Origin of the sequence: Streptomyces varsoviensis (assembly GCF_000718635.1) — a bacterium.
In the GTDB taxonomy this organism is placed as follows: Bacteria; Actinomycetota; Actinomycetes; order Streptomycetales; family Streptomycetaceae; genus Streptomyces; species Streptomyces varsoviensis.
On the sequence record NZ_JOBF01000023.1, the window covers coordinates 94,656 to 110,615 of the forward strand.

Below are 15,960 nucleotides of genomic sequence, written 5' to 3' on the forward strand. Positions count from 1 at the left end.
CCCCGAGCCCCGAGCCCCGGGCCGCCTGTCCGACAGGCGGCCCGGGGCTCGTCGCATTCCGCCGATGACGGGATTTGACGAGGTCGGCCCCTATCAGCATCATTCCACTAACAGGTTAGTGAAACGGTGTTGAAGTAGCGCGGCACGAGCGGCGTGATGGTCAGGAGAGGCGAGGCGGGACCCATGCAGACGATCGCGTTCCGCATCGACCGGCACAGCGGCGTCGCCGCCTACCAGCAACTCGTCCACCAGGTACGGCAAGCGCTGCGGCTCGGCACGCTGGAGCCCGGCGACCGGCTGCCGACCACCAAGGAGGTGGTCGCCGACCTCGCGATCAACCCCCACACCGTGCTCAAGGCCTACCGCGAACTGGAACGCGAGGGCCTGGTCGAACCCCGCCCCGGCCGGGGCACGTTCATCACGCGCTCCCTCGCCCGCCCCGAGGCCGCGGCCGGCGCCCCGCTCCGCACCGAACTCACCGGCTGGGTCTCCCGGGCCCACGCGACCGGCCTCGACCGCGACGACATCGCCGCGATGACCGAGGCCGCCCTGGACGAGAGCTACGGCCCGCGCCCGCTCCCACCCGTGCCTGTATCCCTGGCAGGCGCGAGAAGCACCCCCCACTCGCACCCCCACCGGCACTCGCACCCCCACCCGCACCCGGCGTCTTCGGAGGCAGACACGTGACCGATCCGACCGCCCCCATGGCGCTACGGGCGACCCGGCTCGGCCGGAGGTTCCGGAGCGGCTGGGCGCTGCGCGACTGCGAATTCGAGCTGCCCGCGGGCCGCGTCACCGCCCTGGTCGGCCCCAACGGCGCGGGCAAGAGCACACTGCTCCACCTCGCGACCGACCTGCTCCGCCCCACCACCGGCGAACTGCGGATCTTCGGCGCGGCCCCGGGCACCGCCGAGGCCCGCGACCGCACGGCCTTCCTCGCCCAGGACAAGCCGCTCTACCCGCGCTTCACCGTCGCCGACACGCTCCGCTTCGGCCGCGAGTTCAACCGCACCTGGGACCAGGCCACCGCCGAACGCATCGTCCGCGCGGGCGGCATCGACCTCCCCACCCAGGTCGGCACCCTCTCGCAGGGCCAGTGCACCCGCATCGCCCTGGCCCTCGCCCTCGGCAAACGCCCCGAACTGCTGCTGCTCGACGAACCCCTCGCCGACCTCGACCCGCTCGTCCGCCACGAGGTCATGGGCCTGCTGATGGCCGAGGCCGCCGAACGCGGCATCACCGTCGTCATGTCCTCGCACGTCCTCTCCGAACTGGAGAACGTCTGCGACTACGTGCTCCTCCTCAAGCACGGCGGCGTCCGGCTCGTGGGCGACACCCAGGAACTCCGCGAGACCCACGCCCTGATCACCGGCCGCGCCGACGACGGCGCGGACGACGGACTGCCGCCCGAAGTGGACCGGGCCACGGTCGTGGAGACCGCCCTCACCGGCCGCCAGGTGACGGCCCTGGTCCGGGAACCCGACCTCGTCGACCGGCGGTGGCTCACCGAAACCCCCTCCCTCGAAGACCTGCTGCTCGGCTACCTCCGCTCCGACGCCCGGCCCGCACCGCGCCCCGCCCACGGCGGCCCGGCCGAGGAGGCGGCATGAGGGGAGCCCACTGGCTCGCCTGGCGTCAGCAGCGGACCCTGATCCTCGTCGCGACCCTCTCCCTCCTCGCCTGCACGGCCTATGTCTGGTTCCGGCGGACGGAGATGCTCTCCTTCATCGCCGAGCACCACATCACCGTCTGCAAGGGCTGGAACGGCCCCTGCGGCAGCCTCTTCACCGAGCGGCTGCTGCGCGACAACGGCGACCCCATCCGCGCGCTCGCCACCCTGAGCATGGCCTTCCCGGCGCTCATCGGCGCCTTCTGGGGCGCCCCGCTGATCGGCCGCGAACTGGAGAGCGGCACCTTCAAACTCGCGCTCACCCAGGGCATCACCCCCCTCCGCTGGTTCGCCGCCCGCTTCGGCCTCGCCGTTCTGTACGCCCTCCTCGGCTCCACCCTCCTCGCCGCCCTTGTCGCCTGGTGGTGGGCGCCGATCTCCAACATGCTCGACGGCCCGTACTGGTACGACGGCTACATCTTCAACGCCACCGGCCCCGCCGCCCTCGCCTGCGCCCTCTTCGGTCTCGCGGCCGGTACCGCGGCCGGCCTGCTGACCCGCCGCCTGCTGCCCGCCATGGGGATCGCCATGGCCTCCGTCGCCGCGGTCCGCCTCGCCCTCACCTTCGTCCGCTCCGACTGGCTGCCGCCCACGGTCCGCGTCACCCCCGGCATCGTGCCGAAGATCCGGGTCGGCAGCGCCTGGTCCACCGGCAAGTTCGGCTACATCAAGCCGTCCGGCGCGGAGGAGGGGGTCATGAACTGCCCCTTCTCCGGAGCCGAACTGAAGCGCTGCATGGCCGAACACGGCTACGTGGCCCGCTTCCACAAGGTGCACCCCAGCAGCGACTTCTGGCCCCTCCAGTGGATCGAGACGGCCATCCTGCTGAGCCTCGCGATCACGCTGACCGCGCTCACCGTCCACTGGCTCCGCACCCGGCACGTGTGACAACCGCCCCTCTTCGCCGGAACTCAACAGCCCTTCCCTCTCGGCCCCTCCCGCCCTTCCCTCCCGACCACCCCCACCGTCCCCTTACGGAGGTCCGACTGTGGCGTCATCGAAAGCCATGCTCAAGAACCGCACGAGCCTCACGCACAAGGTGCGTTACGCGGTGAGCAACCCGGCCCGTATCGCCCCCTACCTCAAGCGCACCGCCCGCGATAGCTGGCTCCGCGTCAAGCACCCCAACCATGTCGACTACTACCGCGCGGTCATGGCCTCCGACACCAGCCGCAACCCCGAGGCCGCCGTGGGCAGCCAGACCCACGACCGGTGGCTGGCGCTCGGCAAGATGCAGTTCGACTACCTCAGCGAACACGGGCTGGCCCCGGGCCACCGCATGCTCGACATCGGCTGCGGCAACCTCCGCGCGGGCTGGCGCTTCATCGACTACCTCGACTCCGGCCACTACTACGGCATCGACATCTCCCCCGACATCCTCATATCCGCCAAGCAGACCCTCACCACCTACGGGCTCCAGGACAAGCTCCCGCACCTGACCATCGCCCAGAACCTGACGCTGGACTTCCTCCCCGACCACCACTTCGACGTCGTCCACGCGCACAGCGTCTTCTCCCACTCCCCCCTCTCCGTCATCGACGAGTGCTTCGCCCACGTCGGCCGCGTCCTCGCCCCCGGCGGCTTCTTCGACTTCACCTTCGACCGCACCGAAGGCACCGAGCACCAGGTCCTGCGCGAGGACTTCTACTACCGCACCGAAACGCTCATCGCCCTGGCCGAGAAGCACGGACTCCGCGGCCGCTTCATGGACGACTGGGAGACCCGCAAGCACGGCCAGTCGAAGATCCGCGTCGACCAGCCGACGTGACGGGCGCGGGGTGACGGGCGCGGGGTGACGGGCGGCGGCCACCCGGTCCCCGCCCGGCGCCGGCCGGCCTCCTTCCACCCCTGGGCTCAGCCCCCGTACAGCTCCCGGTAGGAGGGGAACACCCCGCCCGGCCCGTCCACGCTCTCCGCCGCGAGCGCGGCCTTCACCACCGAACGCGTCAGGACGTCCGCGCTCGCCCCGAGGATGTCGTTGACCGCGCCCGCCTCCAGGTGGACGCCGAACGCCGGGTCCGTGCCCTCCGGCAGCAGCGGCCGCTCGCCCGTCGCCAGGGCGAAGACCGTGTCCCCGTCCGACAGCAGATGTACGGGCCGCACCGAGCGCGCGAGCCCGTCATGGGCCGTGCCCGCGAGCTTCTGGGCCTGGGCACGGGTCAGGACGGCATCGGTGGCCACGACGGCGAGGGTGGTGTTGAGCGGCGGGTGCACCGACGCCGCCGAGCGCCGCGCCGACTCCTCCTTCGCCTCGGCCAGCGCCCGGTGCGCGGCGGCCAGCCGCTCCTCGGGCGGGTAGGCGGCATGCCCGTCGTAGAGCTGCGCGTACAACACCCCCGTCAGCGGATCGACCAGCGAACCGGCCGCGTTGACCACCGCCAGCGCCGCCACCGTCACCCCCGACGGCAGTATCGCGCTCGCCGACCCGACACCGCCCTTCAGCCCGCCGGCCACCGCGCCCGTGCCCGCGCCGACGCACCCCTGCGCGACCGGCGCGCCCAGCTCCGTACGGGCCGCCGCCTCGACCGCCGCCCGCCCGAACCCGGCATCCGGCCGGGCCCGCCAGTCGCCGCCGCGCCCCAGGTCGAAGAGGGCCGCGGCCGGCACGACCGGCACCACCTGCGCCGGGTCCGGGCCGACCCGGAAGCCGCGGCCCTGCTCCTCCAGCCAGGCCGCCACCCCGGACGCGGCGTCCAGCCCGAAGGCGCTGCCGCCGCTCAGCACCACCGCCTCCACCCGTTGGACGAGGTTGCGCGGATCGAGCGCGTCGGTCTCCCGCGTCCCCGGCCCGCCGCCGCGTACGTCCACGGCGGCCACCGCCCCGCCCTCGGGGGCGAGCACCACCGTGCTGCCGGTCAGCCAGCCGTCGCCGGTCCGCTGCGTGTGACCGACCCGCAGGCCGCGCACATCGGTGAGGGCATCCGTCAGAGCGTCAGTCATGACAGCCATCCGTATCACGCGACCCCATCCCGCCGTAGAGCACGAAGGGCCAGACTTCCCCACCCGGCCCGCCCCGGACCGCTCTCCATAGCCGTCCCCGGCTCGCACCACCCAACCCATCTTGGGCCGCACGACCCGGCCCATCTCGGACCGTGCCACCCGACCGGCCGCGGCTCGCACCACCCGGCCCGCCCCGGACCGCTCTCCGCAGTCGGCCCGGCTCGCGCCACCCAACCCATCTTGGGCCGCACGACCGGCCCATCTCGGACCGTGCCACCCGACCGGCCGCGGGCCGTGCTCCCCAGCCCGTCCCGGGCCGTGCTCCCCGGCCGACCCCGGGCCGTGCTCCCCGGCCCGCCCCGGACCGTGCTACTCGGCCCGCACCGGATCGCGCTCGTTGAGCAGCAGGCCGACTGCCACCGCCAGCGCGGACACCACACCGGCCAGCAGTACCGCCGCCGCGCCCGCGAAGGTGCACAGCAGGACCAGCAGCGCCGCCACGGGCAGGACGAGCTGCTGGGCGAGGGTGACCTTGTAGTGGCGGGAGTGCAGCAGCCAGACCGTGATCATGAAGATCGCGGCGGGCACCGTCACCGCGGCCGACGCGGCGGCCGTCGAGATGTGTGCCTTGCCCACCGCCTCCTCCACCGCGACCTCGATGCCGGCGCCGATCGCCGCCGCCGACCCGAAGACGAAGAAGTGGCCGTAGCCCCAGGGGAGCGCGTCCCGGTTGGTCCTCAGATGGCTGTGGATGGGGACGGCGAAGTAGATCCACCAGGCCGCGAAGACGATGAGCAGCCCACCGCCCGCGATCGGCAGCAGTTCGCCGAGCGCCTTGTGCTCGTCGACCGCCGACTGCACGGCGACCGTCCCGGCCGAGATCGTCTCGCCGAGGACGATGATGGTGAACAGGCCGTACCGCTCGGCGATGTGGTGCGGGTGCCAGGCCGTCCGATGCCGCCGCTCGGCGACGACCGGCACCGCCAGCTCCGCCACGACCAGCACCAGGAACAGCCACTTCTTCATGTCGCCGGGGGCGAACAGCAGCCCCACCCAGCCGAGCTGGCAGATGGTCAGCCCCGTCGCGTAGAGCCGCGCGGTGCGCTTCGCCTCCCCGGTCTCGGAGTGCGCCGCCCGCAGCCACTGTGAGGTGAGCGCCAGCCGCATCGCGATATAGCCGATGACGGCGACCATCCAGTTGTTGTCGTCGAAGGCGCGCGGCACCCCGGCGGCATACACCTGCACCCCCGCCATCTGCACCAGGGTCAGCAGCCGGTACGGGACGTCGTCGCAGTCGTATGCCGAGGCGAACCAGGAAAAATTCATCCAGGCCCACCAAATACCGAAGAAGACGAAGAGGTACCCCGCGATCCCCGCCCCCGTGTGCCCCTCGGCGAGGGCGTGCACCAGCCGGGTCCCCGCCTGGGCCACCGCGACCACGAAACAGAGGTCGAAGAGCAGTTCCAGGTTGGTGGCGGCGCGGTGTTCCTCGTCGCGGCTGCGCGCCGTCATGGTCCGGAGCAGACCGGAGACGCGGCCGACCGGCGACGTCGGCGGATCGCGCGGTGCGTCGGGCGCGGGGGAGTGTTCGCTCATCGGATACGGGCCTCGTGCGTTGTACGACAGGGACAGGCGGCTCGAACCGCGGAGCCAGCTTGTCATGCACACCCGCCGAATCCCGTGACCCGGGCCCGGCGCCCCGCGGTCCGGCGCCCCACGTTCCGGTGCCCCGGGGGCCGGCGTCCCGCGGCCCGGCGTCCCGCGTTCCGGTGCCCCGCGTCCCGGTGCCCCGCGGTCCGGCTGCGTCGCCCGCGGGGCACCCCTGTGCCGTCGGGCACTCGCCGTCGCACCCGGAGCCCGGCCGTACCCTGGAGCCATGAGCACCGCCCCCGACTCCGCACCGCGCGACCCCAACCCCGCGCTGGTCTTCGACGACCCGCTGGCGCAGCAGTCCGCGGACGACACGGACCAGGGATGGGGCGATCGGACGCCGACCGGCGGCGGCGACAGCGCCGCCGACCTGGCCCGCTTCCTCGACGAGAAGCCGCCCCACCACCTCTGACGCAGCCGCCGATGCGGCCGCGGACATCTGCGTGGCGGCCGCCGCCCCCTGCGACGCCTCAGCCCTCCGTACGGCTGCTGGTTCCTGCGCGACCGTGGCCGCCGGTGCGGTCGGAGCCCCCGGACCAGCGGTGAGCCCTGGTCCCGCCCCCGGGCCTCCGGCCGTCGCCGTCCCCTCGGGCGGCGGCTGTGTCAGTTCTGCGCTGTCTGTGAATTCTGCGATGACTGCGTCTTCTGCTGCGTGATGTGTTCCGCGGCGGAGCCATTGCGCTGCGCGATGAGCGCGTCCCGGATCTCCGCCAGCAGCTCGATCTCGGTGGGGTCCGGCGGCGTGTCGTCCACCGGCTTCTTGGCGTCCTGCCGCGCCTTCCACTTGTTCATCGGAAGGATCATGAGGAAGTAGACGACGGCCGCTGTGATCAGGAAAGTGATCGCGGCGCTGATCACCGAGCCCCACAGGATGTAGACGCCGTCCGTGTACTCGCCGCCCTTCTTCGTGCAGGTGGTGATGCAGGTCGAGTACTGATCCAGATTCTGCGTTCCGAAAGCGCCGATGATCGGGTTGATAACGCCCTTGACCACGGCATTGACGATATTGGTGAAGGCTGCCCCGACCACGACGGCGACCGCGAGTTCGATCACGTTGCCGCGCATCAGGAATTCCTTGAAGCCGCCAAGGACTCCTGTCTTGTTCTCGCTCACCGAGCAGCCTCTCTTTGCACACGTCATTACTGGAACAATTCGCTCCGCAACATAGGACAGGGTGAGGGAGGGCTGTCCAGTCGGGCAACTCGAAGTGGTTACCCGACTGCGCGTACGTACGGACGCGCGCGCCATGGCGGGAGGACGCGGTGCCGTGCGCGGCGGCGATCGCGGGGGCGGGGCTCGTCATGACGTCACCGCCCCGCCGTGCCGGACGGCACGCAGGAGGCCGCCGTCCCGGCGCCCGGGTCGAGCCCGGCGACCGCCAGCGCGGCGACGGAGACCGCCATCGCCAGCCCGAGCGTCACGGCCCGCCCCCGGCGCCGCACAGCCCGCCGCAGCCGGTGGCCGCCGGGCCCCATCCGTACGGGAGGGAAGGCGGGCACCGCGCACGGCGGGGGAGTGGAAGGGAACGTGAGCGAGGAGGTGAGGGACGAGGTGAACGACATGGCAACCACCGCCTGACCTGGGGAACTGGGCCCGAACACGCACCACGATGGCGTGTCCCGCCGCACTCCGCTCGGGGCTGTGGACTACTCACCGGTTGTGGAAAACCTCACCACCCGCGCGGGTGGTCCCATCGGTCCCACCCGGGCCCGCCAGCCCCACCGGCCCCACTCGGCTCCGCCTCGCCCTACCCACCCCCATCCCAAGCCGCCCACGCACGTTCACGTCACGGCAGTCGAATCCCGGGGTCCAGGCCGTCCAGCGCCGTCCCGCACGCGCACGCACGCTCCTCGGTCGCGGGCAGCGCGCTCACCGCGTCGAAGAGCACCTCGCGCAGCCGGCCCACGTTCTTCCCGAAGACCCGCAGCACCTCCTCGTGAGAGACGCCCTCGCCCTGCTCGGCCCCGGCGTCGAGGTCGGTGACCAGCGTCATCGAGGTGTAGCAGAGCTCCAGTTCGCGGGCGAGGACGGCCTCGGGGTGCCCGGTCATGCCGACCACCGACCAGCCCTGCCCCGCGTACCAGCGGGACTCGGCGCGGGTGGAGAAGCGGGGCCCCTCGATCACGCAGAGCGTGCCGCCGTCCACCGGCTCCCAGTCCCGGCCGCGCGCCGCCGCGGCGGCCGCCTGCCGTCCCGCGGGGCAGTACGGGTCGGCGAAGGCGAGGTGCACGACGTTCGGCGTGCTGCCGTCGGGCAGCGGCTCGCCGTCGTAGAAGGTCTGGACGCGCGACTGCGTACGGTCCACGAGCTGGTCCGGTATGAGCAGCGTGCCCGGCCCGTACTCCGGCCGCAGTCCGCCCACCGCGCAGGGGCCGAGCACCTGCCGTACGCCGACGGAGCGCAGGGCCCACAGGTTGGCGCGGTAGTTGATGCGGTGCGGCGGCAAATGGTGCGCGCGTCCGTGCCGCGGCAGGAACGCGACCGTGCGGCCCGCGATGTCGCCGAGGAAGAGCGAGTCGCTCGGCGGTCCGTAGGGGGTGTCGACCATGATCTCGGTCACGTCGTCCAGGAAGGAGTAGAAGCCCGATCCGCCGATGACCCCGATTTCTGCGTTCGCCATGGCGATCACAGTAGCCCGCACCGGGCACGCCGAGGGCCCCGTCGGGGGAAACCGACGGGGCCCTGGAGGCGTTCGAACGCGGGCGTCAGGCCGCGGAGCTGTTCGCCGAGCCGCTGGACGACTTCGCGGCGGGCGTGGAGGCCGCCGACGAGGACGAGGACGCCGACGAGGACGAGTCCGAGGAAGAGGAGGAAGCGGAAGAGCCGCTGTCGCTCTTGCCGGAGGAGTCCGCCGAGCCGGACGACGAACCCGCCTTGGCCGGGGTGCTGCTGGACGACGAGCCGCGGCTGTCGTTCCGGTAGAAGCCGGAACCCTTGAAGACGATGCCGACCGCCGAGAACACCTTCTTCAGGCGTCCCTCGCAGTTCGGGCACACGGTGAGGGCGTCATCGGTGAATTTCTGCACCGCCTCAAGGCCCTCGCCGCACTCGGTGCACTGGTACTGATAGGTCGGCACTTGCTCCTCCTGGCACTCTCACTCGATGAGTGCTAACGACGCTCCATAGTGCAGTATTCCGGCCGTTCAGTCCACTGGGACGGCCTCGCGGTGACCGACCCCACGTTCCGGCGCGGCGGCGGAACGGGCGTCGGCGTCCCGCGGCGCGAGGTGCCGGCGCAGGGCGAACAACACCAGAACCGCCAGTCCCGTGCCTCCCAGGGGCACCAGGAAACCTGCCTTGGAGCCGGCCGCGTCCACGAACTGGCCGCCGACCGTCGCCGCCAGCGCCTGCCCCAGCGCGACCGCGCCGGTGAGCCAGGTGAACGCCTCCGTACGGGCGGTCGACGGCACCAGGGACTCCACCAGGGTGTAGCCGGTGATCAGTGAGGGCGCGATGCACAGCCCGGCCAGCAGCCCGACCGCGCCGAGCAGCGGCGCCGAGTGCAGCGCCCACAGCGGGGAGGTCGCCAGCACCAGCAGCGGGTAGGCCGTCAGGAGCCGCCGCCGCGGGGTGACCTTCCAGGCGATGGCGCCGCAGGCCACGCCCGCGATCATGTTGCCGGCCGCGAACGTCCCGTACAGCAGGCCGTTGATGCCCGGCTGGCCGATCTCCTGCGTGAACGCGGTCAGCGAGACCTGCATGCCGCCGAAGACCGACCCGATGCCGAGGAAGGTGATCGCGAGCACCCGGACGCCCGGCACGGAGAGGGCCGAGGCGTGGCGCTCCGCCTCGCCGGGGCCGCGCCGGTTCGGTGCGGGCTGGGTGCGCCGCTGGAAGGCGAAGAGCAGCCCGCCGAGCAGCGTCAGGGACGCCTCCGCGACGAGCCCGGCCGCCGGGTGCAGCCCGGTGCACAGCGCCGTCGTCAGCACGGGGCCGATCACGAAGGTGAACTCATCGGTGACCGACTCGAAGGCCGCGGCCGTCGGCATCAGGGGCGAGCCGTCCAGCTTCGCCGCCCACCGGGCCCGCACCATGGGGCCGATCTGCGGTACGGACGCGCCGGCGGGCACGGCGGCGACGTACAGGGCCCACAGGGGCGCGTCGAGCAGCGCCAGGGCCGTCAGCAGGGCGATCGCCGCGGCGTGCACGACCACTCCGGGCAGCAGCACCGCCCGCTGCCCGAAGCGGTCCGCGAGCTTGCCGCTCTGCGGGGCGAACAGCGCCATGGAGACGCCCGCGGTGGCGGACACGGTGCCCGCGAGGAAGTACGAGCCGTTGGTGTGCTCGACCAGCAGCAGGATGCCGATGGTGAGCATCGCGAACGGCTGCCGGGCCAGGAACCCGGGCAGCAGGAACGTCCAGGCGCCGCGGGTGCGCAGCAATTGGCCGTATCCGGGACGGGACGGTGGACCTGCGTCGGGCCGCTGCTCGGAGCGGTCGGTGACCGTGGATGCCACGGTCCGGGCCTTTCTGCCGCCTGGTAGCGCGCCGCCACCGGAGGGGTGTCCTCCACGGAGCGCGCCGAGAGCTGTCCTCTCGTGCGGGACCGTGGTAGATGCCGATTCGGCCGCCTTGTGGTGCGCGGCCGCGGCCGCCGTGCGGTCGCGCCAGCCCTGCGTCAGGCAGAGTTGGGTTGGTTATTGCCGTTTCATGTTACCCATGGCCTTCCCCGGCGGTTTTCCGGACGCCTTGGCGTCCCGTTCCGCGGACGCCCCGCCGCTCCGTTCCGCGGCCGACCCGGGGGGCTTCCCGCCCGTACTGGCCGGCTTTCCGCCCATCGTGGGCGGCTTTCCGACCGCTCCCGGCGTCTTGCGGACCGCGGCCCCCGCGGCGCCCCGGCCCGGTCCGCCCGTGGTGCCGAGCCAGCCGGCCAGCTTGCCGCCCTCGCCGACGGCCCGCAGCCGCTGCTCGGCCTTGTCGCGCACCGGATCGGTGGCCACGACCAGCAGCTCGTCGCCGCGCCGCAGCACCGTCGAGGGCAGCGGCACGAAGCTGGTGCCGTCCCGTACGACCAGGGTGACCGCGGCCCCGGAGGGCAGCCGCAGCTCGCCGACCTCCACCCCGTGCATCCGCGAGCTCTCCGGGATGGTCATGGACAGCAGATGGCCGCGCAGCCGCTCCAGGGGCGCGGACTCGATGCCCAGGTCCTTGGCCTCGGCGTCGCGGAGCTTCAGGTGGCGGGCGAGCCAGGGCAGCGTCGGGCCCTGCACCAGGGTGTAGACGATCACCAGGATGAAGACGATGTTGAACATCCGGCGGCTGTCGGGTACGGAGGCCACCATGGGGATGGTGGCGAGCACAATGGGCACCGCACCGCGCAGCCCGGCCCAGGAGAGCAGTGCCTTCTCCGGCCAGGGTGTACGGAACGGCGCCGTGCTCAGGAACACCGAGACCGGCCGCGCGACCACCGTCAGGACCAGCCCGACCACGATGGCGGGCAGGATGTCGTCGCCCAGTTCGTGCGGCGTCACCAACAGGCCGAGCAGGACGAACATGCCGATCTGCGCTATCCAGCCGAGCCCCTCGGCGAAGCCGCGGGTGGCGGGGGAGTGCGGCAGTTTGGCGTTGCCGAGGACCAGGGACGCGAGGTAGACGGCGAGGAAGCCGGAGCCGTGCCCGATCGCGCCGCCCGCGTAGGCGGTGAACGCGATGGCCATGACGGCGATCGGGTAGAGGCCGGAGGCGGGCAGCGCCACGTGCCGCAGCCCGTACGCGCCGAGGAAGCCGACCGCGAGGCCGATGGCCGCGCCGATGGCGAGTTCGAGGGCGATATGGCCGATCAGTACGTACCAGTGCTCGACCGGTCCGGCGGTGGAGAACGCCACGACCAGGATCACCACGGGCGCGTCGTTGAAGCCGGACTCCGCCTCCAGCACGCCGGTGAGGCGGGAGGGGAGCGGGACGTTGCGCAGGACGGAGAAGACGGCCGCGGCGTCGGTGGAGGACACGACCGCGCCGATGATCAGCGCCTGCCGCCACTCCATGCCGGCCAGGTAGTGGGCGGCGGTCGCGGTGATGCCCACGCTGACCGCGACGCCGAAGGTGGAGAGCACGGCGGCGGCGGGCACCGCGGGCTTGATCTGTTTCCACTTCGTGCCGAGCCCGCCCTCGGCGAGGATCACTACGAGGGCCGCGTAGCCGATGACCTGGGTCAGCCCTACGTCATTGAAGATGACGCCGATGCCGTCCTGGCCTATCGCGACGCCGATGCCCAGATAGATGAGCAGGCTGGGGAGCCCGCTGCGGGATGAGACCCGGACCGCTGCCACGGCTGAGAGCAGCACGAGGGAGCAGATCAGCAGGAGTTCGTTGAGGTGGTTGACAGTCAGGGGCCGGACCTTTCTCGTGCTTTTTCACGCCATATCGGCCGGAACTGCTCGTCGGACGACCGGTAAGTTCATTGCCTTACCTAATATTTTACGGGTTCTTAACGCCTGTCTGTCGCTGCGGCGGCTCGAAGAGGGACGCCGCGCACGGTAATGGGGCGTCTCACGCGCGCGGATGAGGCGCCGAAGAAGAGGCGGACGAGGCGCCGAAGGGGAAGAGGGGAGCGGCGAAGAAGACGCCCCGCGGCGACTCCGCGTAGGGACGTGACAGGGGGTGCGCCTATGGTTGCTCCAGCACTCCAGGACCACCCTGCCCCCTCGAAGGACAGCGATGCCCGCCAACAAGACCGGCGCCTCCGCCCAGGAGACCGGCCCGAAGTCCGGCAAGAAGAAGGGCCGACGCGCCCGTCTGCTCGTGATCACCCTCGTGCTGCTGCTCGTGGCGGGCGTCGGCTATGGGGCGTACTGGGGTGTCGACACCGTGCGCGCCTCCTTCCCGAAGACCTCGGGCACCCTCCAGCTCAAGGGGCTCGCCGGGCAGGTACAGGTCAAGCGGGACGACAAGGGCATCCCGCAGATCTACGCCGACAACGCCGACGACCTCTTCCGGGCCCAGGGCTTCGTGCAGGCCCAGGACCGGTTCTGGGAGATGGACGTGCGCCGCCATATGACGGCCGGTCGGCTCTCGGAGATGTTCGGCGACAGCCAGGTGAAGACGGACGCCTTCCTGCGGACCATGGGCTGGCGGAACGTGGCGCAGAAGGAGTACGACACCAAGCTCTCGGCGAGCACCAAGAAGTACCTCCAGGCGTACTCCGACGGCGTCAACGCCTACCTCAAAGACCATCAGGGCAAGGCGCTGTCCGCCGAGTACGCCGCCCTGGGCTTCCAGAACGACTACAAGCCCCAGCGGTGGGACCCGGTCGACTCCGTGGCCTGGCTCAAGGCCATGGCCTGGGACCTGCGCGGCAACATGCAGGACGAGATCGACCGCTCGCTCGCCTCGACGCGGCTGTCCGCCAAGCAGATCGAGGAGCTCTACCCGCCGTACCCGTACAAGCGCAACAAGCCGATCGTCGAGGGCGGCGCGGTCAACCCGCTCACCAAGCAGTTCGACCCCAAGTCGACGGCGGGCTCCACCTCGACCACGACGAACAACGGCGCGCAGGGCGGCGGCAAGGGCGTGTCCCAGGGGCTGCACAACGGCCTCTCCACGCTCTCCGAGAAGATCAGCTCCGTCCCCGCGCTGCTCGGCCCCAGCGGCAACGGCATCGGCTCCAACTCCTGGGTCGTCTCCGGCCAGTACACGACCACCGGCAAGCCCCTGCTCGCCAACGACCCGCACCTCGCGCCGCAGATGCCGTCGCTCTGGTACCAGATGGGCCTGCACTGCAACAAGGTCGGCCCGTCCTGCCCGTACGACGTGGCCGGGTACACCTTCTCCGGCATGCCCGGCGTCATCATCGGCCACAACCAGGACATCGCCTGGGGCATGACCAACCTCGGCGCCGACGTCTCGGACCTCTACCTGGAGAAGGTCACCGCCGACACGTACCTCTTCGACGGCAAGCAGAAGCCCTTCACCACCCGCAAGGAGACCATCAAGGTCGCGGGCGGCAAGGACCGCGTCATCACGGTCCGTACGACCAACAACGGGCCGATCGTCTCCGACCGCGACTCCGAACTGGTCAAGGTCGGCCAGAACGCGCCCGTCAAGGACCCTGCGCCCGACCGCGCGGACGGCTACGCCGTGGCGCTGCGCTGGACCGCCCTGAACCCCGGCAAGTCCATGGACGCCGTCTTCGAGCTGAACCAGGCCACGGACTTCGCCTCCTTCCGCAAGGCCGCCCACGACTTCGAGGTGCCCTCGCAGAACCTCATCTACGCCGACACCAAGGGCAACATCGGCTACCAGGCCCCGGGCCAGATCCCGATCCGCGGCAAGAACCACGACGGCCGCTACCCGGCGCCCGGCTGGGACCCGGCCTACCAGTGGAAGAAGAACTACATCCCGCAGGCCGAGCTGCCCTGGGAGGAGAACCCCAAGTCCGGCTACATCGTCACCGCCAACCAGGCGGTCGTCGACAAGGACAAGTACCCGTATCTGCTGACCGACGACTGGGGCTACGGCGCGCGCAGCCAGCGCATCAACGACCTCATCCAGTCGAAGATCAAGGACGGCGGGAAGATCTCGACGGACGACATGCAGAAGATGCAGATGGACAGCAGCAGCGAGATCGCCAAGCTGCTGACGCCCTATCTGCTCAAGATCGACCTCGGCAGCCTGCACCTGAAGGCCAAGGAGACGCAGTACATCCGCGACGCCCAGAAGCTCCTGGAGGGCTGGGACTACACCCAGGAGCCCGACTCGGCCGCCGCCGCGTACTTCAACGCCGTCTGGCGCAACACCCTCAAGCTCGCCTTCGGCAACAAGCTCCCCAAGGAGCTGCGGGTCGAGGGCCAGTGCCTGCGCGTGAAGCCCACCAACGACTCCGGGCCGGCCGAGGACCTCAACGGCAACACCCGGCTCGTCACCGAGTGCGGCCAGCGCGAACCCGACCAGGCGCAGCCCGACGGCGGCGACCGCTGGTTCGAGGTGGTCCGCAACATCCTCAAGAAGCCCGACAGCGAGTGGTGGAAGACCAACGGCACCCGCACCAACCCGGGCGCCCGCAACCGCGACGAACTGCTGGCGCGCGCCATGAAGGACGCCCGCTGGGAGCTGACCTCCAAGCTCGGCAAGGACGTCAACTCCTGGAGCTGGGGCCGGCTGCACCAGCTCACGCTGAAGAACCAGACGCTCGGCAAGGAGGGCCCCGGCTTCGTCCAGTTCCTCCTCAACCGCGGCCCCTGGAACCTCGGCGGCGGCGAGGCCGCGGTCGACGCCAGCGGCTGGAACGCGGCGGGCGGCTACGACGTCGTATGGGTGCCCTCGATGCGGATGGTCGTCAACCTCGCGGACCTCGACAGGTCCCGCTGGATCAACCTCACCGGCGCCTCCGGGCACGCCTACAACGCGCACTACTACGACCAGACGGACATGTGGGCCAGGGGCGAACTGCTCCCCTGGGCCTACAGCCCCGACGCCGTCAAGAAGGCCACCAAGGACGAACTCGTCCTCAAGCCCTGAACGACGACTCCTTCAGCGGCCCCGGAGGTGCTAAACCTCCGGGGCCGCTCCGTTTTCCAGCGGTGCGCCTCAGTGGCACGCCGGGCCGCCTCAGCGGCACGCCGGGCCGCCCGGGCCGTAAACCTGCACGGCGCCCCGTACCGGCTCTAGGTCGTTTCTGATGGCTCTTGTCGGGCGGGGTGGATCAGGTCTCGGCCCGGGCAGGCGTCGGGCATGGTGCGACGACATGAACTGACCGATGCGCA

The 15,960-nt window shown here is 71.3% G+C and carries 14 protein-coding genes; 6 read left to right on the plus strand and 8 right to left on the minus strand.

What is annotated here, in order from left to right; translation table 11 throughout:
- Nucleotides 1–183: 183 nt before the first annotated feature.
- The 4 genes from IF55_RS28225 to IF55_RS28240 all read left to right on the plus strand — a co-directional run bounded on the left by IF55_RS28225 (nucleotide 184) and on the right by IF55_RS28240 (nucleotide 3,437).
- Complete coding sequence (locus IF55_RS28225) at nucleotides 184–687, plus strand: GntR family transcriptional regulator (protein WP_078645359.1); 504 nt, start codon at nucleotides 184–186, stop codon at nucleotides 685–687.
- Nucleotides 684–1,610 carry an ATP-binding cassette domain-containing protein gene (locus IF55_RS28230; RefSeq protein ID WP_030891787.1) on the plus strand — a complete coding sequence of 309 codons (927 nt, stop codon included), beginning with the start codon at nucleotides 684–686 and terminating at the stop codon, nucleotides 1,608–1,610. The genes IF55_RS28225 and IF55_RS28230 overlap by 4 nt, the downstream gene beginning before the upstream one ends.
- Nucleotides 1,607–2,557 (plus strand): ABC transporter permease, encoded by a 951-nt coding sequence (locus tag IF55_RS28235; protein ID WP_030891791.1) that lies wholly within the window; start codon nucleotides 1,607–1,609, stop codon nucleotides 2,555–2,557. Before IF55_RS28230 ends, IF55_RS28235 begins: the two co-directional genes overlap by 4 nt.
- A 118-nt stretch (nucleotides 2,558–2,675) precedes the next feature.
- Nucleotides 2,676–3,437, plus strand: coding sequence for a class I SAM-dependent DNA methyltransferase (locus IF55_RS28240; protein WP_030891794.1), 762 nt, complete (start codon nucleotides 2,676–2,678; stop codon nucleotides 3,435–3,437).
- Nucleotides 3,438–3,523: 86 nt separating this feature from the next.
- Here IF55_RS28240 and IF55_RS28245 read toward each other — a convergent pair whose 3' ends face one another.
- Together IF55_RS28245 and IF55_RS28250 are read right to left on the minus strand one after the other, a co-directional pair.
- Nucleotides 3,524–4,609: a P1 family peptidase gene (locus IF55_RS28245; protein ID WP_037967129.1), complete on the minus strand. Its 1,086-nt coding sequence runs from the start codon at nucleotides 4,607–4,609 to the stop codon at nucleotides 3,524–3,526.
- A gap of 369 nt (nucleotides 4,610–4,978) precedes the next feature.
- The gene (locus IF55_RS28250) at nucleotides 4,979–6,205 is read right to left on the minus strand and encodes a low temperature requirement protein A (RefSeq protein ID WP_106980493.1); all 1,227 of its coding nucleotides are present in this window, start codon (nucleotides 6,203–6,205) and stop codon (nucleotides 4,979–4,981) included.
- A 280-nt stretch (nucleotides 6,206–6,485) separates the two neighbouring features.
- On the opposite strand from IF55_RS28250, the gene IF55_RS28255 reads away from it, so the two are divergent.
- Nucleotides 6,486–6,671 (plus strand): hypothetical protein, encoded by a 186-nt coding sequence (locus tag IF55_RS28255; RefSeq protein WP_030891803.1) that lies wholly within the window; start codon nucleotides 6,486–6,488, stop codon nucleotides 6,669–6,671.
- A 191-nt stretch (nucleotides 6,672–6,862) separates the two neighbouring features.
- On the opposite strand, the gene mscL is transcribed toward IF55_RS28255, so the two are convergent.
- The 6 genes from mscL to IF55_RS28285 all read right to left on the minus strand — a co-directional run bounded on the left by mscL (nucleotide 6,863) and on the right by IF55_RS28285 (nucleotide 12,528).
- Complete coding sequence (gene mscL / locus IF55_RS28260; RefSeq protein WP_030891805.1) at nucleotides 6,863–7,372, minus strand: large conductance mechanosensitive channel protein MscL; 510 nt, start codon at nucleotides 7,370–7,372, stop codon at nucleotides 6,863–6,865.
- A 194-nt stretch (nucleotides 7,373–7,566) separates the two neighbouring features.
- Nucleotides 7,567–7,821 (minus strand): hypothetical protein, encoded by a 255-nt coding sequence (locus IF55_RS28265; protein ID WP_051776241.1) that lies wholly within the window; start codon nucleotides 7,819–7,821, stop codon nucleotides 7,567–7,569.
- A 224-nt stretch (nucleotides 7,822–8,045) separates the two neighbouring features.
- Entirely contained in the window at nucleotides 8,046–8,879 is an 834-nt protein-coding gene (locus IF55_RS28270; protein ID WP_030891811.1) for an S-methyl-5'-thioadenosine phosphorylase, read from the minus strand.
- A gap of 85 nt (nucleotides 8,880–8,964) precedes the next feature.
- On the minus strand, nucleotides 8,965–9,336 hold the full coding sequence (locus IF55_RS37715) for an FmdB family zinc ribbon protein (protein ID WP_030891814.1): 372 nt from the start codon (nucleotides 9,334–9,336) through the stop codon (nucleotides 8,965–8,967).
- Between the two features lie 66 nt (nucleotides 9,337–9,402).
- Nucleotides 9,403–10,716: an MFS transporter gene (locus IF55_RS28280; protein ID WP_030891816.1), complete on the minus strand. Its 1,314-nt coding sequence runs from the start codon at nucleotides 10,714–10,716 to the stop codon at nucleotides 9,403–9,405.
- A gap of 180 nt (nucleotides 10,717–10,896) precedes the next feature.
- The gene (locus tag IF55_RS28285) at nucleotides 10,897–12,528 is read right to left on the minus strand and encodes a potassium/proton antiporter (RefSeq protein ID WP_398245632.1); all 1,632 of its coding nucleotides are present in this window, start codon (nucleotides 12,526–12,528) and stop codon (nucleotides 10,897–10,899) included.
- 388 nt (nucleotides 12,529–12,916) lie between these two features.
- Here IF55_RS28285 and IF55_RS28290 point away from each other — a divergent pair, with 388 nt between their 5' ends.
- The gene (locus IF55_RS28290) at nucleotides 12,917–15,715 is read left to right on the plus strand and encodes a penicillin acylase family protein (RefSeq protein ID WP_030891820.1); all 2,799 of its coding nucleotides are present in this window, start codon (nucleotides 12,917–12,919) and stop codon (nucleotides 15,713–15,715) included.
- The last annotated feature ends 245 nt before the right edge of the window (nucleotides 15,716–15,960 follow it).